This is a genomic window from Nocardiopsis terrae (genome assembly GCF_014651695.1).
Classification (GTDB): Bacteria; Actinomycetota; Actinomycetes; order Streptosporangiales; family Streptosporangiaceae; genus Nocardiopsis; species Nocardiopsis terrae.
On the sequence record NZ_BMXJ01000009.1, the window covers coordinates 35282 to 56324 of the forward strand.

Below are 21043 nucleotides of genomic sequence, written 5' to 3' on the forward strand. Positions count from 1 at the left end.
ACGATCGAAGGGTTCGCGTGAACGTACTGGTGATCCTCGCTCTGGTGGCGGGATTCGTTCTGTTGGTGGCCGGAGGTGAGTCACTCGTCCGCGGCGCGGGTTCGCTGGCGCGGACCCTGGGGATGTCCTCGCTGGTCGTGGGTCTAACCGTGGTGTCATTCACGACCTCGGCCCCGGAGCTGGCGGTCAGCACCGACGCCGCGCTCTCGGGGTATCCGGGGCTGGCCGTGGGCAACGTCGTGGGCAGCAACATCGCCAACATCCTGCTGGTGCTCGGGGCGTCGGCGGTGTTCGCCCCCCTGGCGGTCGGCTCCCAGGTCGTCCGCGCCGACATCCCGGTGATGGCGGCGCTGTCGGTGGCGGTGCTCCTGATGGCCCTGGACGGGAACCTGGGCCGGTTCGAGGGTGCTCTGCTGTTCGCGGTCCTGCTGGTCTACGTCACCGTGACGGTGCTCGTCTCCCGACGGCGGTCGGCGCCCGCTCCGGTCTCCGTCCGGGTGGGCGCCGACGGCTCCGGCCCGGATACGGGCGGGCCGTCCCGGGCCGCCCCGAAGACGAAGTCGGTCCTGCGCGACCTGGTGCTCGTGGTCCTGGGCACGGGCCTGCTGGTGGCGGGGGCACGGCTGCTGGTCCACGGGGCCAGCGCGATCGCCACGGCGCTGGGGGTGAGCGACCTGCTGATCGGGCTGACCGTGGTGGCGGTCGGCACGTCCCTGCCCGAACTGGTGACCTGCGTCGTCGCGGTCATGCGGGGCGAACGCGACATGGCGGTGGGCAACATCGTGGGCAGCAACGTGTTCAACATCGGCGCGGTCCTGGGAATCACCGCCATGGTGTCCCCCGTGGGGATCGCCGTCGCCCCGGCGGCCCTGCGCTTCGACCTGCCGATCATGGTGGCGGTGGCACTCGTGCTGCTGCCCGTAGCCGTGACCGGGCTGGGCGTGGCCCGTTGGGAGGGCGCGCTGCTCGTCGGCTTCTACGCGGCCTACATCACCTACCTCGTCGTGCAGGCCACCGACCACGCGTTCCTGGAGCCCTTCAGCGCCGCGATGCTGTGGTTCGTCATCCCGATCACCGCGGTGTGGCTGGTGGCGGTGATGGTCTACGAACTGAGCGCCCACCGCCGCGAACGAACGCGGGAGCCGAGCGACCCGGAGGCGGCCCTCAGACCGCGAACTCCTCGCTGGCGTCGCTGAGGATATCCAGGACCGCGATGGGGTCGGGGAGCACCACCGCCCCCTCGACGTCGCGCGGGGTCCGGATCCAGGTGACGTGTCCGCCGGAGGGCAGGGCGGAGGGCGCACCGAGGACGAAGCTGTCCCGGCAGTGCCAGCGCAGGCCGGGCATCTCCTCGACGGCCTCGGGGACGCAGTCCAGATGGCAGGACCACCACTCGTCCTCGTCCGTCGGGGAGCGGGTGGCGACGAAGAACAGGTAACGCGAGTCCAGGGAGGCGACCGGGCCCGCCGGGACTCCCGCGCGTCCCATCCTGGCCAGGGCCATCACACCGGCCTCGCGGGGTACGTCCAGGACGTCGAAGACGCGGCCGGTGGGAAGCACGATGTTGGTCTGCGGGCTCGCCGTCCACCACCGGCGGATCGTCTCCGCGTCGGTGCTGGCCTCCACCCCCCAGGCCGCGGTGACCGGGTGGGCGGCCGGGTCGGGACAGCCCATCCGGTCGCACGTACACGCCCGGTCCCCGCCCGGGGCCGCTCCCCGGACCACGGGCCAGCCCAGGCCCGCGTAGCGCAGCGCCGACTCCAGCATGCTGTCCGTAGCGTGGCGTCGTTTCCGTCGGTACAGCACGTCGGCCATCAAGACTCCCCGGTCGTCATCGGTGCGGGCGCGGCCGGCCGGTTGGCCCAGCGCCCGGCGGCCGCGACCGGGACGGGGCCTGGTCGCGTCAGCGAAGCAGTCGGGCCGCCTCGGTGGCCCAGTACGTGAGGATCTGTTCGGCCCCCGCGCGCCGGTAGGAGGTCAGGGTCTCCAGGATCGCCCGCTCCCGGTCCAGCCACCCCTTCTCGGCCGCCGCCTCGATCATCGCGTACTCACCGCTCACCTGGTAGGCCGACACGGGTACGGGGGAGGACTCGGCGACCTTGGCGACCACGTCGAGATAGGCCAGACCCGGTTTGACCATAACCATGTCGGCGCCCTCGGCCACGTCCAGGGCCACCTCGCGCAGGGACTCGCGGACGTTGGCCGGGTCCTGCTGGTAGCCGGACCGGTCACCGAACTGAGGCGCGCCCTCGGCCGCCTCGCGGAAGGGGCCGTAGAACACGGAGGCGTACTTGGCCGCGTAGGCCAGGATCGGCACGTGCGGGAACCCCGCCCGGTCCAGGGCAGCGCGGATCGCCCCGACCTGGCCGTCCATCATGCCGCTGGGCGCGACCACGGCGGCTCCGGCCTCTGCCTGGGCGACGGCGACGGACGCGTACCGCTCCAGGGTGAGGTCGTTGTCGACGTGCCCGCTCTCCTCCAGCGGCCCGCAGTGGCCGTGGTCGGTGTACTCGCACAGGCACAGGTCGGCCATCACCACGATGTCGTCGCCGACCTCGGCGGACAACTCGCGCAGGGCCACCTGGACGACACCGTCCGGGTCGTCGGCCTGCGACCCCACGCCGTCCTTGTGCTCGGGGATCCCGAACAGCATCAGTCCGCCGACCCCCGCCTCGACCGCCTCACGGGCGGCCTTGCGCAGGCTCTCCCGGGTGTGCTGCACCTGGCCGGGCATCGAGGAGATCGCCACCGGCTCGGTGAGCCCCTCCTTGACGAACAGCGGCAGGATGAGGTTCTCCGGGAGCACCCGGGTCTGCGCGACCAGACGGCGCAGCGCCGGCCCTCGACGCAGGCGGCGCGGCCGGGCGATGGGGAACTCGGCGTCGTGTCTGGCAGCGGTCATCTCGGGGCTCCCGGGTGTTCGGGGTGGTCGGGGTGGTCGGGTCAGAGCTTGCGGCGGCGGCCGCGGCGCTTCTGGCTGGGTTTGAGGACGGGCTTGCCCGCCTCGATCGCCTCCCTGCGCTTGGCCGCACCGTACTCCGAAAGCGCCTCGGCGAGGGCGGAAACCGAGGCTTTCGGTGCCACGACGTCGACGCGCAGGCCGAACTCGATCGCGGTCTTCTCGGTCTCCGGGCCGATCACGGCGATGGCGGTGGTGTTGTGCGGCTTGCCCGCGATCCCCACCAGGTTGCGCACCGTGGACGAGGACGTGAAGAGCACGGCGTCGAAGCCGCCGCCCTTGATCGCCTCGCGGACCGGCTGGGGCGGGGGCGCGGCGCGCACGGTGCGGTAGGCCGTGACGTCGTCGATCTCCCAACCCAGGTCGGTGAGCCCGGCGGCAAGGGTCTCGGTGGCGATGTCGGCGCGCGGCAGCAGGACCCGCTCGATGGGGTCGATCTCGGCGTCGTAGGGCGGCCAGACCTCCACCAGCCCCTTACTGGACTGGACCTCCTCCGGGGGCTCCAGGTCGGGCTGGATGCCGAAGTCCCGCACGGCCCGCGCGGTGGCCTCGCCGACCACGGCGACCTTGACCCCGGCGAAGGCCCGGGCGTCCAGACCGTAGGACTCCAGGCGCTCGCGGATGGCGCGGACGGCGTTCACGGAGGTGAAGGCGACCCACTGGTAGCGGCCGGTCACCAGGCCGCGGACGGCGCGCTCCATCTGCTGCGGGGTGCGCGGCGGTTCCACCGAGATGGTGGGCACCTCCTCGGGCACCGCCCCGTAACCCCGCAGTTGGTCGGAGAGGGCCGCGGCCTGCTCCTTGGTGCGGGGCACCAGGACGCGCCAGCCGAACAGCGGCCGGGTCTCGTACCAGGAGAGTTCGGGCTGGCGGGCCACCGGGGCGCCGACGATCATCGTCGCGGGCGCAGTGACGTGGTGGTTCTTCGCGTCGGTGGACTTGAGTTCGGCGACCAGGCGGGCCAGCGTCGAGGTGACGGTGGTCTGCCTGGTGGTGCCTCCGGCCCGTACCACCGCCACGGGGGTGGTGGCGGGGCGCCCGCCCGCGACGAGGGTCTTGCACACCACGTCGAGCCCGGGCCCCTGGTGCTCGGGGGCCTCCCCCGCGGGGGCGTCCGCGCCCAGGATGACCAGGGGTGCGTCGCTGGCGGCGGCCTCCTGCCAGTCGACCTCCGCGTCTCCGTGGGGGCGGGCGTGCAGGACGCGCACCTCGGCCTGGCCGTCGGTGAGCAGGGAGATTCCCCCGAAGGTCGGGACGGAGGTGATCGAGGAGACGCCCGGGGCGACCTCGACCTCCACCCCGGCCTCCTTGCAGGCGGCGACCAGTTCGGCGCCGCGGCAGCCGAAGAAGGGGTCCCCCGAGTAGAGGCGCACGACACGCTGCCCGTCTCGGGCGCGGGTGACGGCGAGGGTGTTGATGTCCCCGCCGCACTCGGCGGCCTCCACCACGGTGACGTCCGGTGAGCAGTGGGAGAGCAGTTCCTGGCGGAAGCCGGCGAGTTCCTCGGCGGCGGGCTCGCGCAGGGTGATGACCACGTCGGCGCGGCGCAGCAGCTCGGCGCCGCGCAGGGTCAGCAGGTCGGCCCCGCCCGGACCGGAACCGACCAGGGCGACGTGACCGGACCCGCGCGCGCGGCGACGCGGTTCCTCCGGCTGGGGGCTGGCGTTGGCGTTCACGTACTCGCTCCTCGTGTGTGGGTCGCCTGTGCCCCGGGACGCGGACTCCGGGGCGGTGACGGTGCGGCGGGGGCGACCCGCTCTGGTGTTCCCCCGTGCGGCTGAGGTGCTGCCCGGGCCGTTCTCCGGCTGTCTAGGGTGTGTCCCTCTCCGCGAAGGCCTCGGCGACGATGCGGTCGGCGCCCTCGGCGATCATCTGTCGGGCCAGGTCCCGTCCCAGGGCGACGGCGGTGTCGAGGTCCCCGGGCGAGTCGAGGTCGATGGTGCGCTCCCGGCGCACGGCGGTGGCGCCGTTGGTGGCGACCACGGCGGCCCGCAGACGCAGGCGGCCCTCGGTGTACTCGGCGTAGGCGCCGACCGGTGCGGCGCATCCCGCTTCGAGCTCGGCGAGCACGGCGCGTTCGGCGACGACCTCGGCGCGGGTGGGCGCGTGGTCGACGGCGGACAGGTAGGCGAGGTCGGCGTCGGCCCGCTCGGTCCGGCACTCCACGGCCAGCGCGCCCTGGCCGGGCGCGGGCAGCATCTGCTCGGGCTCGAACACGTCGGTGACGTCGTCGCGGCGGCCCACGCGGCCCAGACCGGCGTAGGCCAGGACCACGGCGTCGAGTTCGCCGGAGGAGACCTTGCCCAGGCGGGTCTCGGCGTTGCCGCGGATGGGCAGGTAGACCAGGTCGGGGCGGAGCGCGGCCAACTGGGCGACGCGGCGCGGGGAGCCCGTGCCGATCCTGGCCCCGGCGGGCAGGTCGGCGAACTTGAGGCCGTCCCGGGCGCACAGGGCGTCGCGGGGGTCGTCCCGCTCGGGGATGGCCGCGAGGACCAGGCCCTCGGCGGGGGTGGTGGGCAGGTCCTTGAGCGAGTGCACCGCGAAGTCGATGGTCCCCGCGACCAGCTCGTCACGCAGGGCGTTGACGAACACACCGGTGCCGCCGAGCTGGGTCAGGTGGGCCTTGGTGACGTCGCCGAAGCTCGTGATGAGCTCCAGTTCGATCGCCTGCCCGGTCCGCTCGGTGATCGTGTCGGCGACCCCCTGGGACTGGGTGGTGGCCATGGTGCTGCGGCGGGTGCCGAGCCTGGCGGGTGTGGCGGTCATGCCTTCTCCTGTGCGGGCCGCGCGGCGGCGACGGGCCGCCCCTGGTCGGCCACGGTCTGCGGGGACTCCGGGGACTGCGGTTCGAGGTCGAACAGTTCGCGCAGGGCGGCCTCGTAGGACTCCCCGTCGGGGGCCGCGGCCAGTTCCTTCACGCGAACGGTCGGTCTGTGCAGAAGCTTGTCGGCGACACGGCGCATGGCCCGGCCGATCTCCTCACGGGTGCGCTCGTCGAGGTCGTCGGGCAGACGGCCGTGGAGGCGGGAGAGCTCGGACTCGACGACGTCGCGGGCCTGGGCCCGCAGGGCGACGACGGTGGGGGCGACCTCGTTGGCGCGGCGGACCGACCGGAACTCGTTGACCTCCTCGTCGACGATCCCGCGTACGAGGAGGAGGGCGTTGGAGCGCCCGCCCTCGGTGCCGGCGCCGGTCGCGGCGGCCTGGCGGAGGTCCTCGATGTCGACGAGGCGGATCCCGGGCCGGTCACGTACGGCGGGGTCGATGTCGCGGGGCAGGGCCAGGTCCAGGAAGACGAGGGGGCGGGCGCGGCCCTCGGTCGCGGCGGCCACGGCGTCGGCGGTGAGCACGAGCCCCTGGGCGCCGGTGCAGGAGATGACGAGGTCGACCTCGTCGAGCGCGTCGGCCGCCTCGGCGAAGGGGACGGTGCTCGCGTGCACGGTGTCGTACGCCTCGTTGAGGCACTCCGCGAGGCGTGCCGCGCGCTCGTGGGTGCGGTTGGCGACGATGACCGTCCCGGCGCCCTGGCGGGCGACGGTGTTGGCGGACAGCGCGCTCATCGAACCGGCCCCCAGGACCAGCACGCGGGTGCCGGTGAGCGGACCGGCGGGCAGGTCGGCGCTGAGGGTGAGCGGCCGCTCCGCGGCGGGCCGCTCCGCCGGGTCCTGGTCCGCCGGGGCGCCCTGTCCGGACATGGGGCAGCCCGCGGGCGGGGTGACGTCGGCCGCGGGGATGCCCGGGTTCGGGGTGACCGAGAGGCCGCGTGCGGCGACGGTGAGGCCGAAGCTGACCATGTCGGCCCCGGCGTGGTCGAGGTGGGTCTCGGTGTGGGCGCGCTTGCCCACGCGCAGGGCGCGCTGGCCGAGGTCGTTGAGGACCCGTCCGACCGAGCCCGTCTCCTGGCCCTCCTTGAGGGAGTCGCGCACCTGGCCGAGGATCTGGCCCTCGCCCACGACCATGGAGTCGAGGCCGCAGGTGACGGAGAACAGGTGCTGGACCGCGCTGTCCTCGTAGTGCACGTAGAGGTGCTCGGAGAGCTCGCCGAGGGTCACTCCGGTGTGCCAGGAGAGGAGTTCGGTGATGGCGGCCACCCCGGCGTGGTAACCGACGACGTCGGCGTAGACCTCGGTGCGGTTGCAGGTGGAGACCACCATGACCTCGTTGACCGCGTCGGAACCCACCATCTCCCCGACCGCGTTGGCACGCGTCTGCCCGTTCAGGGCGACGCGTTCGAGCAGCGCCACCGGCGAACTCCGATGGCTCAACCCCAGGGCCAGGACACTCATCCGCACTCCTATGCAGGCACTATGTCTCTCCATGTTCGGGTACGGCCGGGGTCCCCCGCCGTCAGCCCCCCGAAACGCGGCGTACGCTCGCTCTTCGCCACCGCTTCACGGGCCCCGGGACCGTTGGTCCGGGCCCCGCCCGCCTCATGTCACTTCCAGTCCCATCCGTTCCGCCTGGCCGTCGCCGTCGGCCCTGCGCTGTGCGTGGAAGGCGAGGATCTGGAGTTCGATGGACAGGTCGACCTTACGCACATCGACCCCGTCGGGCACATTCAGCACGACGGGGGCGAAGTTGAGGATGCTGGTCACCCCGGCCTCCACGAAGCGGCTGGCGACACCCTGGGCCGAGCCGGCCGGTGTGGCGATCACACCGATGGACACGCCCTTGGAACGCACAACCTCCTCCAGGCTGTCAATATGCCTCACGTCCAGCGACGCCACGGTCAGGCCGACCACGTCCGGGTCGGCGTCGAGCAGGGCCGCGATCCGGAAGCCCCGGGTGCCGAAGCCCCCGTAGTTGGCCAGTGCGCGCCCCAGGTTCCCGATGCCGACGATGGCCACGGACCAGTCCTGGGTGAGACCAAGCTCACGTGATATCTGGTAGATGAGGTACTCGACCTCGTAGCCGACCCCCCGGGTCCCGTAGGACCCCAGATGGGACAGGTCCTTGCGGAGCTTCGCCGAGTTCACTCCGGCGGCGCCGGCCAACCCCTCGGAGGAGACGGTGGCGGTACCACGGCCCTGGAGGGCCTGGAGGGCTCGGAGGTAGACCGGAAGTCGGGCGACGGTGGCCTCCGGGATTCCCCTCTCCCGGGGCCGAGGTGGACGACTGGTCACAGGCGGGCGCTCCTGGGCGGCGGTCGGTTCGGGCGGGTACGGGAGCACGCGCGGTTCCTGTGCCGAACACCGCCGCCGCACGGGCTTCCCCGCCCTGCTGATTCTGGGAACCCCAGATTACGTGCTTGTGAAAGCATGCACAAAGTGGGGTTCCATGTGACACCCGATGAGCGGGTTCACACAAATGGGGCATCGGAAGACCCGGCCGAAACGAGAGATCACACCTTCCGTATTCCGAACGAACGAAAAGGGAACCGGCGCCTTTCACGGACGCGCCGCCGCCGGCACGGGCACCGCCGCACGCCCGGCCCCGGCCCGCACCGGCCTTCGGGACCAGGCGGACCCGCAGGGCCGCACGGGCCCGCAGGGCCCCGCACCGGCTCAGGGGGACAGCGCCGCACGCAGGCGCCCCTCCGACACCCGCCAGAAGTCGTGACGGCGCCCGTCGACGAAGGTCACCGGGATCTTGTCCCAGTACTCCTCCCGGTCCGCCTCCGGCACCGACCCCAGATCCTGTTCCGCCCGGTCCGCCCCGAGGTCGTCCGTCACCCGCTCGATGACCGACCACGCCTCCTCGCACAGGTGGCACCCGGCCCTGCCGAGCATGACCACGCGCGCCTTCTCCGACCACGCAGGGATTTCCGCCATGTTTCGCTCCGATTCCGTCACGCTTTCCGGCCTCTCACCCGCCCGCGAAGGGCGGTAGGACCTCGATCACAGTCCCGTCCGCGACCGCGACCTCACCGTGAGCCCTCCGCCCGACCGGCCGCTCGTCCACCAGGAGGGAGGAAGCCCCCAGTACGCGCCGGAAACGGTCGTCGGGGTGCAGGTGACACGCCGCTTCGAGAGCCGCCGCGAGGGTGTGCGCATCGACGGTCTCCTCAGCTGTTCCAGCGGCCTCCTTAGCGGAAGCCCAGTACCGGATAGTGCACTTCGCCATCTGTTGATTATCCTTGGAGTTGCTCGGAGGCGACGTATTAAACAATCTTCACCGGGGGCAATGGCGCCTTCGATCGCCCGTTACACGCGGGCCGACGAGAAGAGACGCATGAGCCATCTGCTGCTACTGACGAACTCGAACGAACCGTCCGACCACGTTCTTCCCGCCCTCGGACTCCTCCTGCACTCGGTGCGGGTGGCGCCCGCGGAGGCCGGAGCCCTGCTGGCCTCCGGAGCCGGCGGAAACTCGGGCACCCCGGTTGACGCCATTCTGGTCGATGCCCGGACCGACCTGGCGGCGGCCCGCAACTTCTGCCGCCTGCTCGACACCACCGGACTGGACTGTCCGCTGCTGGTCGTCCTCACCGAGGGCGGCGTCGCGGCGCTGACCCCGGACTGGCAGGTCGACGACTTCGTCCTGGCCACCGCCGGACCCGCCGAGGTCGAGGCCCGCCTCCGCCTCGCCGTCGGCTCGGCCGACGCCGGAGCCGACGACCCGGACGAGATCCGCCGCGGTGACCTCGTGATCGACGAGGCCACCTACATCGCCCGCCTGCGCGGACGCATCCTCGACCTCACCTTCAAGGAGTTCGAACTGCTCAAGTTCCTGGCGCAGCACCCCGGCCGGGTGTTCACCCGGGCGCAACTGCTCCAGGAGGTCTGGGGCTACGACTACTTCGGCGGCACCCGGACGATCGACGTCCACGTCCGACGGCTGCGCGCCAAACTGGGCTCGGAGTACGAGTCGCTCATCGGAACCGTCCGCAACGTGGGTTACCGCTTCGTACCGGACCCCGTGGCCAAGGCGGCACCGGCGGCGAACGCTCCGGCCGAATCGGCCGAGCAACTGCCCGCGGCCCGTTCCGCGGAGGCCGGGACCAAGTAACGGCCCGAGCCCGGCACCGCCGGTCACGAACACCCCGGGGCGCCCGCGTTCGCGCGAGGGCGCCCCGGAGTCCTTCGCTGAGTCATTACCTCCTGAAGAGTCCGATTCGTCCTCGGTGGGCGATCGATTCCAAAACCCAGCGCGCTCGCACTCGTACTCCGCGTTCACACGCTCTAAGATCGTTGACGCACCCGACGGACGGGGCATGGCAGGCGCGGCGGAGCCCTGCGTCCGGGTGCGGTCCGAGCCGCAATGGCGCGTCACCGGAGGAGTGAGATCGCACCGATGCCGTCCCCCGCCACCCCCGCCCCATACAGACCCCGCCTGCTCAGAGTCATCGGTGCCGCCTTCGTCGGCTCCACACTGATCGCCGTGATGGCGCCCGCGCACGCCGACCCGGTCGCGGCCTCCCTCGCCTTCGACCGCCCCGCCGAGGAGGTAGGTGCGGGCACCGAGCTCGCGCCCAACCCCCTCACGGTGACCAACAACAGCGGCGAACTGGCCCTGTGCCTCATCGGCCTGGACGTCCCGGCCTCCGACTTCCACAACAAGGGCTTCCCGGCCGGAGCCGAGGTCGCCCCGGGCGCCAGCCTCCCGCTCGGCACGGTGGACGGGCCGGCCCGCCAGACGGTCGACGTGGTAGCGACCCTGGCCTACGCGTTCGCCGACGCCGAGACCGGGTGCGTCGGCGCCGAGGCGGACGAGTACGCCGCCGCCACCTGGTCGGTCCAGGTCACCGACCCCACTCCTTCCCCCTCCCCCACGCCGACTCCACCCCCCACCGAGAAACCGACCAAGACGCCCAGCCCGTCACCGACCGACCTGCCGACCAAGACCCCCAGCCCCAGCCCCAGCCCCACCGAGAAACCGACCAGGACCCCCAGCCCGTCACCGACCGACCTGCCGACCAAGACCCCCAGCCCCAGCCCCACACCGTCTCCGACCTCCCCCACGGAGTCGGAGTCGGGGACGCCCTCACCGAAACCGTCGCCGACCGCCGGCACCACCGACAAGGACTCGAACGGCAGCTCCGGCGACGGGGGTTCCGGCAACAGGAACTCCGGTGCCGGGAACTCCGGCAACGACCGGACCCCCTCGAACAACTCCGGCCGGCCGCCGCGCTCGAACGTCAGCAGCGTGCCCACCAGCAGCGCGAGCATCCCCACGCTCCCGAGCGACGAGGCCGAGCTCCCCGACCTCGCCCCGGGTCCGGCCGAGGACCTCGCCGAGCTCCCGCTGGTCACCCCCACTTCCGGGGAGGACGAGGACACCGAGACCGAGATCGCCGCGGACCACGCGGACCTCGGCCCCTCGGTCACACCGGCGGTCCTGCTCGCCGCGTTCCTGCTCGCCCTGCTGCTGGCCACCCCGCTCGCCCCCACCCGCAGGGTCCGGCTCGGCGGCGGCTACCAGGGCAGGCGCCGCAAGGGCTGACCAGCACCCGTACCGAACCGGGTCCCGGGAGCCGTTCCGGGACCCGGAACCGCGCCGGGTTCCGCGCACCCGCTCCGGAAACCGCCCGGAAGCGGGCGTCGGGGCCAGGAGTTCGGCCAACAGGATCTAGGATTCTGGCTCATGAGTACCCCGCTAGTCACCGACAACCTCGCGCCCGAACTGGCCGAACCCGTCCTCGCCCTGGCTGAGGCGGCGCGCGCCGCCGACGGGGTCCCGCCCCTGTCCGAGCACACCCTGCTCAGGATCCGGCACGGAGCCCCCGCCGGCAGCAGCCGCTTCCACGTGCTCTCCGAGGACGGCCTGACCGTGGGCTTCGCGTTCGTCGAACGGGTCGAGAGCGAACCCGACTCCGGCGAGGTCGTGGTCGACCCCGCCCACCGGGGCCGGGGGCACGGCTCCGCGCTGCTGCGTTCGGTCCGCGCCGACGCCGGACCGGACGGGGTCCGGGTGTGGGCGCACGGGCGGACGCCCGGAGCGGTCTCGGTGGCGGAGGCCGAAGGGTGGGTCCCCGCCCGCGAACTCCACAAGATGCGGATGCCCCTGCGCGACCTGGGACCCGAGGTGCCCGGCGGCCCGTGGACCGCGCCCGGGATCCCCGAGCCCGCCCTGCGGCCGGAGGTGGCCGAGAAGGTGCGGATCCGCCCCTTCGTGGTGGGCCAGGACGAGCAGGCGTGGCTGGAGGCGAACGCGCGCGCCTTCGCCGACCATCCCGAGCAGGGCTCCCTGACCCTGGACGACCTGCTCCAGCGGGAGGTCGAGGACTGGTTCGACCCGCGGGGCTTCTTCGTCGCGGTCACCAACAGCGGTTCGATCGCCGCCTACCACTGGACCAAGACGCACGCGGACGGAGCGGGGCTCAGCGACAGCGAGACCGTGGGTGAGGTCTACGTGGTCGGTGTGGATCCCGCCTGGCAGGGCACCGGCCTGGGCCGTGCCCTGACCCTGGCCGGGCTGGCCCACCTGCGTGACGCCGGGCTGCCCTGGGTGCACCTGTACGTGGACGGGGACAACGAGGCGGCGGTGCGCCTGTACGAGTCCCTCGGCTTCTCCATGTGGGACACGGACGTGATGTTCGCGCCGTCCGGCGACCGGGACTGACCGACCGGCAGCCACCCGTCCGAAGCGGATTCGGCCTGCGTCCGGACCGTTTTCGGGGTGCGTCTCGTCACATTCACCGACCGAACTCCTTTGCGCCACGGGAGTGCGACACCGCGTTCACCTGCCGTTCACCTTTCCTGGGACAACTGGTCACCTCCTACGCCTACCTTCGCATTCGGCGCGGTTCGGCTGTCGTCCTCGCGTCGACCGCGACACGGCGGTCGCCCCCCGTGCGACGCACGGCCGTCCCGGTGGGACACGGACCGAGCGACCGGACCCGCAACCTTTCCGAACCGGAGAACCCATGACGACCACGGACGCGCCCCAGGCGGCACCGCCGCCCACGGGCAAGCGCCGGATCGGCGATGTCGTTTTCGCCGGGCTCGCCCGAGGCTCGGGCATTATGATCCTGCTGATCCTCGCGGGTGTGGCCGCCTTCCTGCTGATCCAGGCCTGGCCCTCGCTGGCGGCCAACACCTCGAACTTCCTGACCAACCAGTCATGGGAAGCCAACGTCCGGGAGAACCCGTCGTTCGGTGTGGCCGCGCTGGCGTTCGGCACGGTCACGGCCGCCGCGATCGCGCTCCTGCTCGCCACCCCGGTGGCGATCGGCATCGCGCTGTTCATCGTCTACTACGCACCCCGCAAGCTGGCCACGACGCTCGGCTACCTGGTGGACCTGCTCGCCGCGATCCCCAGCGTCGTCTACGGCCTCTGGGGCATGATGGTGCTCGCCCCGGAACTGGTGCCGGTCTACGACGGCATGACCGAGTACCTGGGCTGGATCCCGCTCTTCGCCGGGCCCGCCTCCACCTCCGCCAGGACCCTGCTCACCGCGGGCATCGTCCTGGCCGTCATGATCCTGCCGATCATCACCGCGATGTCGCGGGACGTGTTCCACCAGGTCCCGCAGGGCCACCGCGAGGCCGCGCTCGCCATGGGCGCCACCCGCTGGGAGATGATCCGCCTCGCCGTCCTGCCCTTCGGCAAGTCCGGCATCGTCGGCGGCGCCATGCTCGGCATGGGCCGCGCCCTGGGCGAGACCATGGCGGTCGCCATGATCCTCTCCCCGTCCCTGGCGATCTCCTTCAACCTGCTCCAGAGCGGCAACCAGACCATCGCCGCGCACATCGCGCTCCAGTACCCGGAGGCCACCGGCTACGGCGTGTCCGCGCTGATCGCCGCCGGTCTGGTCCTGTTCGCGATCACCCTGGCCGTCAACATGGGCGCCCGCTACGTCGTGGCCCGGGGCAACAAGGAGTCCGCATGAGCATGACGACCACGCAACCCCCCGGGCCCGAGACGGGGCCGGGCAAGAGCGAACTGCGCGCCGGCGCCCTGCCGAGCCGTTTCCCCGCCGTCCTGCTGGTCGTCTGCGCCACGGTGGTCGCGGGCGTGCTGGCCGCGTTCGCCTCCTTCGGCCTGATCCTGTGGGCCCTGCTGACCGGCGTCTCCTACGTGGTCATCGCCGTGACCGCCTCGGCCAGGGTGGAGGGCGGCCGCAAGGCCAAGGACCGCCTGGTCACCTCGCTGGTCTACTCGGCGTTCCTGCTGGCGATGGTCCCGCTGGTGTCCCTGCTGTACACGGTCGTCAGCTACGGCCTGGACCGCTTCGACTGGTACTTCCTCACCGTGTCGATGAACGGTGTCCTGCCGAGCATGGACGCGGGCGGCGTCTACCACGCGATCGTCGGCACCCTGGCGATCACCGGCATGGCCACGCTCATCTCGGTGCCGATCGGCGTGCTGACCGCCGTCTACCTGGTCGAGTACGCCCAGGGCCGCCTGAAGAAGGTCATCACCTTCTTCGTGGACGTCATGACGGGCATCCCCTCCATCGTCGCGGGTCTGTTCGTGGTGGCGCTGTGGATGATGCTCTTCGGCCCGGGCAGGACCAACGGTGCCGCGGGCGCCGTCTCCCTGGCCGTGCTGATGATCCCCGTGGTGGTCCGCTCCAGCGAGGAGATGCTGCGCCTGGTCCCCCGCGACCTGCGCGAGGCCTCCTACGCCCTGGGCGTGCCCAAGTGGCGCACGATCACCAAGGTGGTGCTGCCCACCTCGGCCGCCGGTCTGACCACCGGAATCATGCTCGCCATCGCGCGTGTTATCGGAGAGACGGCACCTCTGGTCCTCACCGCGGGATCCTCGGCGGTCGCCATCAACTGGAACCTGTTCGACGGCCAGATGATGAACCTCCCGGTGTTCATCTACTCGCAGTTCCGCATGGGTGGGGCCGTCAACTACGAGAGGGCCTGGGCGGCGGCGCTGACGCTGGTCCTGACGGTCATGCTGCTGTTCTTCCTGGCACGCCTGATCGGCCGCCTGTTCGCACCCAAGTCCCGCTAGAGCACTCGAGGTACATCCTGTGGCGAAACGAATCGACGTCTCCGGACTCCACGTCTACTACGGCGACTTCCTCGCCGTGGAGGACGTGTCCATGACCATCGAGCCCCGGTCGGTGACGGCGTTCATCGGGTCCTCCGGCTGCGGCAAGTCCACCTTTCTGCGCACCCTCAACCGGATGCACGAGGTCACCCCCGGTGCCCGCGCCGAGGGCAAGGTCCTCCTCGACGACCTCGACATCTACGGCCGTGGGGTCGACCCGGTGATGGTCCGGAGCGAGATCGGCATGGTCTTCCAGAAGGCCAACCCGTTCCCCACGATGTCGATCTACGACAACGTGATCGCCGGGGCCAGGCTCAACAACAAGCGGATGAGCAAGTCCGAGGCCGACGACTTGGTGGAGGAGTCGCTGCGCGGCGCCAACCTCTGGGGTGAGGTCAAGGACCGCCTGAACAAGCCGGGTGCGGGCCTGTCCGGCGGCCAGCAGCAGCGCCTGTGCATCGCCCGCGCCACGGCGGTCAGGCCGTCCGTGCTGCTGATGGACGAGCCCTGCTCCGCCCTGGACCCCATCTCGACGCTGGCGATCGAGGACCTCATTCACAACCTGAAGGAGGACTACACGATCGTGATCGTCACGCACAACATGCAGCAGGCAGCCCGCGTCTCCGACCGGACCGCCTTCTTCAACCTGTCGGCCCCCGGCAAGCCCGGCAGGCTGATCGAGATGGGCGAGACCAACCAGATCTTCACCCGCCCGGAGCAGAAGGACACCGAGAACTACATCACCGGCCGGTTCGGGTGATGGGCACGCCCCTGGTGATCGACACCGACACCGCCCAGGACGACTGCGTCGCCCTGCTGGTGGGGCTGCTGGACCCCGCCGCGGACCTGCGGGCGATCACCATGGTCGCCGGGAACGTGGGCTTCGACCAGCAGGTGCGCAACGCCTTCATGACGCTCAACGTCGCCGGCGGACGCACCGGGGTGCCCGTCCACCTGGGCTGCCGCCGCCCCCTCGTACGGGAGTGGGTGAGCGCGGAGAACGTGCACGGGGACGGGTCCGGCGGGCTCCGGATGGACCAGGACGGGCTGGAGCCGAGCGGCGAGCACGCCGTGGACGCCCTGGTGCGGATGGCCGCGGAGAACCCCGGCGAACTGTCGGTCGTGGCGATCGGCCCGCTCACCAACATCGCCGCGGCCGTGGTCAGGGATCCCGGCTTCGCCCGGAACGTGAAGTCGCTGTACGTCATGGGCGGGTCCAACAACGGGCGGGGCAACATCACGGCCGCCGCCGAGTTCAACTTCTACGTCGACCCGGAGGCCGCCAAGGCGGTGTTCGCCGCCGGGTTCGACGTCACCGTGGTGCCCTGGGACCCGCTCACCCTGAAGCAGGCCGTGTTCGGGCAGGAGCGGCTGGACGAGATCGCCGCCCTGGGCACCCCGCTGGCCCGGTTCTTCACGAGGATCTGCGGCCCGACCCTGGAGTTCGACCGCAGCGTCGGCATCGACGGCACCACCCACCCCGACTCCCTGACCGCCGCGGTGCTGCTTCGTCCCGAGCTCGTTCGCGCGGCTTCGCGCTACCACGTGGACGTGGAGACCGCCGGGGAGCTGACCCGCGGCTACTCGGCGATGTCCTGGGGCGTCCACGGGCTGGAGCCCAACGCCCGGGTGGTCGAGGAGATCGACGCGGAGGCCTTCTTCGGGTACGTCCTGGAGCTGCTGTCCCGCGACACCGAGCCGCCCCGGGCGGTCACCGGTCTGTGATCCGGGCGGCCGGGGGCGTTCCCCGGGGCGTTCCGGGGCGGTTCGCGCTCATTCGACCAGAGCGATGGTGCCCTGGGCCGCCGCCACGAGCTTCTCCGCTCCCTCGCCGTCGACCATCACCAGGTCGCAGCGGCACACGGCCCGCCGACGCGTGGACTCCAGGACGTGGGCGCGGGCGCTGAGCAGCCGCCCCCGGCCGGGGCGCAGGTACTCGATGGAGAACCCGCTGGTGAGCACCGAGGCGCCCAGCACGGTACCGCCCGCGAAGGTGAGCGCGTTGTCCGCCGCGTAGGAGAGCACCCCGCCGTGCAGGAACCCGTTCTGTTGGAGGAGGTCGTCACGGACGCCGACCTCCAGTACGGCGCGGCCGGGCTCGAACACGGCGATCCTGACCCGGACCAGCCTGCTGAAGGGCTGGGCGTCCAGGACGAGCGCGGCGAACTCCGGGGTGATCTCCTCGGCCACGGGGTGTCCTTCCTGTGCGCGGTACCGCCACCCTAGGACCCGGCCCGGCCGCCTCCCGGTGCGGGCCCGTCCGGATACCGTGCGCGCCCGGGCCGTTGCTCGGCGGGGTCACTGTCCGGGATGCGTTTCGTTCGACTCTGGCAAATTGCCCCTTTTTATGGGCTTATGTCACCTAGGGTCCCCCTTGAGCGAGGGAGGATGATGGTGGTGCGTAGCTTCACGTCGGTACCGGCCGCCGTTCTCCTGGTCGCCCTCGTCGGTTGCGGGCCCGAGACCGCGACCACCACGGGCGACCAGGAACAGAACACGGAGAACGACACCGAGACCACGCAGGCCCCCGAAGAGACCACGCGGAGCCCCGAGGAACGTGACCCCGGCGGCCAGGGGCCCACCCGGACCCCGCCGCCCCGGGGCGGGGAGGAGGAGCCCCCGTACCTCCCCGACGAACCGGTCTCGCTCGGTCTCGGGGAGAGCCACGAGTTCGAGGACGGCTTCACCGTCTCGATGGGTCCCGTGGAGCGCCGGACCGGGTCCGTGGAGGAGTACGGCACCACCGGGGAGGACGGGGAAGGCCCCGGCGGCACCTCTCCCGGCGCCTCCGACGAGGACACCGGACCGGAGGAGGAGGGAACCTCCGAGGAGACTCCCGAGGAACCCGCAGCCCCCACCGGGAAGGACCCCGAGGAGGGTGAGGAGGGGGCGGAGGCCACCGAGGACACCACGGGGGAGCCCACCGACGGGACCACCGGGGCACCCGGGTCCCCGGCGGAGGACGAGGCCACCGAGGAGACCACGGAGGACCCCACCGGGGAGGCCACCGAGGAGCCTTCGGGCGAGGCCACGGAAGACCCCGCGGAGGAGCCGACGCAGGAGCCTTCCGAGGAGGCCACGGAGGGGGCGGCCGAGGAGGGCGACGACTACTTCGCCTGGACGGTGGAGATCACCAACGGCACGGACCAGGCGGTCCACACCGGCTCGATCACCAGCACGTGCGCGGTGGGCGATCCGCTGGAGGAGTCCTCCGCCCCGGTCCTGGGCGAGACCGTCAACCCGCCGCAGAACCTGGAACCGGGCCGGAGCGGCAGCTGGGAGGCGGACTGCTGGGCCGACGAGGAGGACACCTACCTGTCCTGGACCCTGGAGTTCTTCGACGAGGACGGAAACCGGCTCTACGCCCCGCTGCACTTCTCCGGCGACGTGGCCTGAACCCACCCGTCACGGGGTGCCCCGGGCGGGGCCGTCGACACCGGCGGCCCCGCCCTCCCGGAACACTGCTCGGCGTGAAGCAGCCGACCTGACCGGGGCCGCTCACCGAAGCATCCTGACCGATTCCTGGAACACCTCCGTGAGCACACCTCTCGCTTATAGCATCAATGCTATGGCCTGGGGTAAGATCGAACTGGAGACGGAAGTCAGCGAATGGTTGGCAGGACTCACCGAAGAGGAATGGGCACAGGCGCTTTTCCATCTGGACCTTCTGGAGTCCCGGGGGGTGAACCTCGGTTTCCCGTACACGAGCCAACTCGACGGCAAGCTTCGGGAACTCCGGTTCTACTGCGGCGGACGCCAGGTCCGCATCACCTACTTCATCACCGGAGTGCGTCGCATCATCATGCTGACCGTGTTCCACAAGACCCGCCGCCGTGAATCCGCCGAGGTACGGCGGGCGAAACGCGCGATGGACACGTGTGTGGAAGCTGGCCACACCACCGACGAGGAGGAAGCGTGAGCATCCCCGACCGGGTGACCCTTGACGACCTCAGAGCCTCCGAGCGCTTCGGACGCCCCGAGGTTCAGGAAGCCTACGAGATGACCCGGCTGCGGTTCGAGCTCGGTGAGGCGGTCAGGCTGCGCAGGGAGGAACTCGGCTGGTCCCAGGCCGAGCTGGGGCGCCGATGCGGGATGCCGCAGTCCAGCATCGCCAGGTTCGAGCACGGTGGCACACAACCAACCCTGACCACCCTGGAACGACTCGCCGAAGCTCTGGGGCTGGTACTGAACGTGCGCCTGGAGTCTCCGAACGCAGCCTGAACACACCCGCCCACCGTGGCGGGGCCGTCGACACCGGCGGCCCCGCCACGGTTCAGGGCACCTGCGCGGACTCAGGTCCGTACGGCACGGCGCGCACCAGGCTGACCCCCAGGGTCCGCCCGCTGGGCGCCGTGTAGGTGCGCTCCTCCCCCTGGGCGGCCCCGATCAGGGCCCGGCCCAGCGGTGAGTCGGGCGAGCAGACCGGGATCCCGTCGGCGTCGGCGCGGTCGCGCACCCCCAACAGGAAGGTCTCGGGCTCGGGGTCGTCCCCGTAGCGGACGGTGACGACCATGCCGGGCTCGGCGATGCCGTCGTCCGGCGGCGCCTCACCGACGACCGCGTCCTTCAACAGGTCCTGGATCCGGTTGACGCGCGCCTCCCGGGCGTCCCTGTCCTCGATGCCGGCGAAGCCGTGCTCCTCGGGGCCGGCCGCGCCGGTGAGGACGGCCAGTTCGGCGGTGAGCCGTTCGTACGTCCCCGGGGTGAGCCAGGTGCGGTTGTTCTCGGCCATGGAATCCTCCTTGTACGCATGGCGCCCCGCCGGGGTTCGGCGGGGCGCTGCTGGAACGGGTGCGGGGCGGGGTCAGCGGAGGGGATCGAAGGGCCGCAGCACCGGTGACGGGACCCCGGTGGCGACCGTCCGGGCGAGCAGGCGGCCGGTGACCGGACCGTGGGTGAGGCCCCACATGCCGTGCCCTCCCGCCACGTACAGCCCCGGAACCCGGGTGGGGCCGACCAGGGGGAGGCCGTCCGAGGTGACGGGCCTGGATCCCACCCACTCGTCGGTGCGCCTGCGCAGGTCGGCACCGGCCAGACAGGGTTCTGCCGACTCCGTGATGGCCCTGATCCGCTCGGTGCGCAGGGGCGCGTCGACGTCGCGGAACTCCATCGTCCCGGCGACCCGCAGCCCCTCACCGTGCGGTGTGCAGGCCACCCGCACCTCGGGCAGGTACACGGGCCCGGGCACAGGCCTCGCGGTCGGGACCATGAAGCTGTAACCCCTCCCCGGCCGCAGCGGCACGTCGACGCCCCAGGGGCGCGCCTGACGGCCGAGCCAGGCCCCCGTGGCCACCACGACCGCGTCCGCCGACTCCGTCTCGCCGTGCGCCGAGCGCAACCGGAAGCCGCCGCCACGAGCCTCCACCCCGGTCACCCGGAACCCCTCGACCACGCTCCCGCCGCGCTCGCGCACGGAGTCCGCGAGCGCGTGCGTGTACACGCCGGGGTTGACGTGGCGCTGCCCGTCGATCCGCACCCCGGCCCGCACCGCCTCCGAGGCGATCGGCACCTCCGCGCGCGCCGCCTCCCCCTCCAGGGCGGTGTAGGTCAGCGGCAGCCCCGCCTCGCGGGCCGCGTCCAGCTCCATGACCAGCCGGGCCGCGTGCTTGTGCGCGGTGAACAGCGCGGTGATCGGGGAGGGTTCGACCCTGGCGGCCACCCCGCCCTCGGCCAGCTCCTCGAAGGCGTCCAGACAGGCCGAGCTGAGCGGGACGTTGCCGCGCAGCGCCCGTTCCCAGGACGCCTGCCCGCTGTGCAGGGCGAACGACGCCAGGAAGCGCAGGAGCCCGGTGTCCGTGGTGGGCGGCACGGACAGCGGAGCCTTCGGGTCGAACAGCGCCTTCAGCCCGTTGCCCAGCACACCCGGCTCGTTCAGCGGAATGGCCAGACCGGGTGCGATCCAGCCCGCGTTGCCCCAGGACGAGCCCGAGGCCACCGTGTCGCGTTCGACCACGGTGACCCCGACCCCGTGCTTCTGGAGGAACCAGGCGGTCGACAGACCGACGATCCCGGCCCCGACGACGATGACGGTACGCGGTGCGCCCGCGCCCTTCCCGGACATGGCGAGTTCTCCCGTGCATGCTGACTGACGGGTGCGGAACCGCACCCGACCAGAGTCTCCCCCGGAAGCAGGACGCGCCCTTTGTCCCGGCAGAACAATCTCGGCGTACGCTGATGTGGGATCCCGACAACAGGCAG

At 71.8% G+C, this 21043-nt stretch carries 22 protein-coding genes; 11 read left to right on the plus strand and 11 right to left on the minus strand.

The window, feature by feature from the left end; all coding sequences use genetic code 11:
- Positions 1 to 17: 17 nt before the first annotated feature.
- The gene (locus IE195_RS23445) at positions 18 to 1196 is read left to right on the plus strand and encodes a calcium/sodium antiporter (RefSeq protein WP_191275333.1); all 1179 of its coding nucleotides are present in this window, start codon (positions 18 to 20) and stop codon (positions 1194 to 1196) included.
- Here IE195_RS23445 and IE195_RS23450 read toward each other — a convergent pair.
- The 8 genes from IE195_RS23450 to IE195_RS23485 all read right to left on the minus strand — a co-directional run bounded on the left by IE195_RS23450 (position 1165) and on the right by IE195_RS23485 (position 9022).
- Entirely contained in the window at positions 1165 to 1767 is a 603-nt protein-coding gene (locus tag IE195_RS23450) for a bifunctional DNA primase/polymerase (protein WP_191275694.1), read from the minus strand. The two genes, IE195_RS23445 and IE195_RS23450, sit on opposite strands and share 32 nt — an antisense overlap.
- Positions 1768 to 1903: 136 nt before the next feature.
- Positions 1904 to 2902, minus strand: coding sequence for a porphobilinogen synthase (hemB, locus tag IE195_RS23455; RefSeq protein ID WP_191275334.1), 999 nt, complete (start codon positions 2900 to 2902; stop codon positions 1904 to 1906).
- Positions 2903 to 2943: 41 nt separating this feature from the next.
- On the minus strand, positions 2944 to 4635 hold the full coding sequence (locus IE195_RS23460; RefSeq protein WP_191275337.1) for a bifunctional uroporphyrinogen-III C-methyltransferase/uroporphyrinogen-III synthase: 1692 nt from the start codon (positions 4633 to 4635) through the stop codon (positions 2944 to 2946).
- 133 nt (positions 4636 to 4768) lie between these two features.
- Positions 4769 to 5725, minus strand: a complete 957-nt coding sequence (hemC, locus tag IE195_RS23465) for a hydroxymethylbilane synthase (RefSeq protein WP_191275338.1) — start codon at positions 5723 to 5725, stop codon at positions 4769 to 4771.
- On the minus strand, positions 5722 to 7245 hold the full coding sequence (locus tag IE195_RS23470) for a glutamyl-tRNA reductase (protein ID WP_191275340.1): 1524 nt from the start codon (positions 7243 to 7245) through the stop codon (positions 5722 to 5724). Before IE195_RS23470 ends, hemC begins: the two co-directional genes overlap by 4 nt.
- 144 nt (positions 7246 to 7389) lie before the next feature.
- A complete protein-coding gene (locus tag IE195_RS23475; protein WP_191275342.1) occupies positions 7390 to 8082 on the minus strand; it encodes a redox-sensing transcriptional repressor Rex in 693 nt (230 codons plus the stop codon).
- A 381-nt stretch (positions 8083 to 8463) separates the two neighbouring features.
- Positions 8464 to 8730: a glutaredoxin family protein gene (locus IE195_RS23480; RefSeq protein WP_191275344.1), complete on the minus strand. Its 267-nt coding sequence runs from the start codon at positions 8728 to 8730 to the stop codon at positions 8464 to 8466.
- A 34-nt stretch (positions 8731 to 8764) separates the two neighbouring features.
- Complete coding sequence (locus IE195_RS23485; RefSeq protein ID WP_191275346.1) at positions 8765 to 9022, minus strand: MoaD/ThiS family protein; 258 nt, start codon at positions 9020 to 9022, stop codon at positions 8765 to 8767.
- A 108-nt stretch (positions 9023 to 9130) separates the two neighbouring features.
- Here IE195_RS23485 and IE195_RS23490 point away from each other — a divergent pair, with 108 nt between their 5' ends.
- From IE195_RS23490 to IE195_RS23520, 7 genes are all read left to right on the plus strand, one after another.
- Complete coding sequence (locus IE195_RS23490) at positions 9131 to 9907, plus strand: winged helix-turn-helix transcriptional regulator (protein ID WP_191275348.1); 777 nt, start codon at positions 9131 to 9133, stop codon at positions 9905 to 9907.
- Positions 9908 to 10192: 285 nt separating this feature from the next.
- Positions 10193 to 11341, plus strand: coding sequence for a hypothetical protein (locus IE195_RS23495; protein WP_191275350.1), 1149 nt, complete (start codon positions 10193 to 10195; stop codon positions 11339 to 11341).
- Positions 11342 to 11482: 141 nt separating this feature from the next.
- Complete coding sequence (gene mshD, locus IE195_RS23500) at positions 11483 to 12460, plus strand: mycothiol synthase (protein WP_191275352.1); 978 nt, start codon at positions 11483 to 11485, stop codon at positions 12458 to 12460.
- 304 nt (positions 12461 to 12764) lie between these two features.
- Positions 12765 to 13730 (plus strand): phosphate ABC transporter permease subunit PstC, encoded by a 966-nt coding sequence (pstC, locus tag IE195_RS23505; RefSeq protein WP_191275355.1) that lies wholly within the window; start codon positions 12765 to 12767, stop codon positions 13728 to 13730.
- On the plus strand, positions 13727 to 14806 hold the full coding sequence (gene pstA, locus IE195_RS23510; protein WP_191275357.1) for a phosphate ABC transporter permease PstA: 1080 nt from the start codon (positions 13727 to 13729) through the stop codon (positions 14804 to 14806). The genes pstC and pstA overlap by 4 nt, the downstream gene beginning before the upstream one ends.
- Positions 14807 to 14825: 19 nt before the next feature.
- Positions 14826 to 15605, plus strand: a complete 780-nt coding sequence (gene pstB, locus IE195_RS23515) for a phosphate ABC transporter ATP-binding protein PstB (protein ID WP_191275359.1) — start codon at positions 14826 to 14828, stop codon at positions 15603 to 15605.
- Entirely contained in the window at positions 15605 to 16570 is a 966-nt protein-coding gene (locus IE195_RS23520; RefSeq protein WP_191275361.1) for a nucleoside hydrolase, read from the plus strand. Before pstB ends, IE195_RS23520 begins: the two co-directional genes overlap by 1 nt.
- A 48-nt stretch (positions 16571 to 16618) precedes the next feature.
- Here IE195_RS23520 and IE195_RS23525 read toward each other — a convergent pair whose 3' ends face one another.
- Complete coding sequence (locus tag IE195_RS23525) at positions 16619 to 17035, minus strand: PaaI family thioesterase (RefSeq protein WP_191275363.1); 417 nt, start codon at positions 17033 to 17035, stop codon at positions 16619 to 16621.
- Positions 17036 to 17242: 207 nt separating this feature from the next.
- On the opposite strand from IE195_RS23525, the gene IE195_RS23530 reads away from it, so the two are divergent.
- The 3 genes from IE195_RS23530 (at position 17243) to IE195_RS23540 (ending at position 19066) form a co-directional block, all read left to right on the plus strand.
- On the plus strand, positions 17243 to 18241 hold the full coding sequence (locus IE195_RS23530) for a hypothetical protein (protein ID WP_191275365.1): 999 nt from the start codon (positions 17243 to 17245) through the stop codon (positions 18239 to 18241).
- 172 nt (positions 18242 to 18413) lie between these two features.
- Positions 18414 to 18764 (plus strand): type II toxin-antitoxin system RelE/ParE family toxin, encoded by a 351-nt coding sequence (locus IE195_RS23535; RefSeq protein WP_191275367.1) that lies wholly within the window; start codon positions 18414 to 18416, stop codon positions 18762 to 18764.
- Positions 18761 to 19066: a helix-turn-helix domain-containing protein gene (locus IE195_RS23540; RefSeq protein ID WP_191275369.1), complete on the plus strand. Its 306-nt coding sequence runs from the start codon at positions 18761 to 18763 to the stop codon at positions 19064 to 19066. The genes IE195_RS23535 and IE195_RS23540 overlap by 4 nt, the downstream gene beginning before the upstream one ends.
- Before the next feature lie 52 nt (positions 19067 to 19118).
- Here the strand turns inward: IE195_RS23540 and IE195_RS23545 are convergent, their stop codons facing one another.
- Both IE195_RS23545 and IE195_RS23550 read right to left on the minus strand, forming a co-directional pair.
- Positions 19119 to 19577: a GreA/GreB family elongation factor gene (locus tag IE195_RS23545; RefSeq protein WP_191275371.1), complete on the minus strand. Its 459-nt coding sequence runs from the start codon at positions 19575 to 19577 to the stop codon at positions 19119 to 19121.
- 72 nt (positions 19578 to 19649) lie between these two features.
- Complete coding sequence (locus IE195_RS23550) at positions 19650 to 20906, minus strand: NAD(P)/FAD-dependent oxidoreductase (RefSeq protein ID WP_191275373.1); 1257 nt, start codon at positions 20904 to 20906, stop codon at positions 19650 to 19652.
- Between the last annotated feature and the right edge of the window lie 137 nt (positions 20907 to 21043).